The organism is Thiocapsa imhoffii (assembly GCF_016583985.1).
In the GTDB taxonomy this organism is placed as follows: Bacteria; Pseudomonadota; Gammaproteobacteria; order Chromatiales; family Chromatiaceae; genus Thiocapsa; species Thiocapsa imhoffii.
On the sequence record NZ_NRSD01000077.1, the window covers coordinates 1 to 946 of the forward strand.

Genomic DNA, 946 nt, shown 5'->3' on the forward strand with positions numbered 1-946 from the left:
GCCGTCGGGTACACCCACGCCGACAGCGTCATCCCATCGGTCAACCCCAACGACGCGCTGTTCTCCACCGTCACCAAACTATTATTGCCATTGAACGACAACGCCCGCCCAAAACGACCCTGCGTCGTGCGCGTCACATTCGCTAAGGTCCCGTGATTGCCCTGACCCGACGCATCCTGCACGCTCGAACCACCACTCTCCTCAAAGCCATACGCCGCCACCAATCCCCCAACCGCTCCACCTCCAGCACTTCCACCACCCGAGCCGCCACCGCTCCCCGCACCCGCGGCAGTCACCGTGATGAAGCCAGTCTTGCGCGCCACATGTTCACCACCCGGCCCCACCGCACGCAACTCTACCGTATAAGTACCCGGCGCAGTGTAGCGGTGCGTTGGCGCCCGCGCCGTACTGCTTTGCCCATCGCCAAAGGCCCACTCAAAGCGCTCCGCCTCACCGGTGGTGCGGTTCTCAAACCGCACCGTCAAAGGCGCCTCTCCCCGCGTAGTGTTCGCCGCGAAGTCCGCCACCGGCGCCGCCACCGGCGGTTCCGGTGCTGGCGCTGGCGCTCCACCGCTACCAACCGCAGCGCCCGCCACCGTCGTCAACTCCGCCACACTCAACGCCCGGTTGTGAATGCGGACCTCATCAATCACCCCCTCAAAGGCCCGCCCCGCCATCACCGTGTTCCCGCCAATGCGCAGGGGGTTGTTCGAAACAGCCAGATTCCCAGAATGTGAAGTGCGCACCACCTGCTCACCATTAACAAATAACGCCTGACTCGAACCATCATGAGTGGCCGCTAAATGTGTCCATGTCCGAACTGGAAGCTGACTGCCTGCACTAATCCAGCGATTGTTGTTCGCAATTCGAATCTGCAAATTAGCGGACGGCCGCGGCGAGTCGGAATGCAGGGCATAGGCCAGACCACCACTCATCTCCTTCGTGA

At 62.6% G+C, this 946-nt stretch carries 1 protein-coding gene; it reads right to left on the minus strand.

Translation table 11 applies throughout. The annotated features are described in order from the left end of the window. On the minus strand, positions 1 to 935 hold a 935-nt coding region (locus CKO25_RS20710), incomplete at its 3' end, for a LamG-like jellyroll fold domain-containing protein (RefSeq protein ID WP_242467799.1). Positions 936 to 946 lie beyond the last annotated feature (11 nt).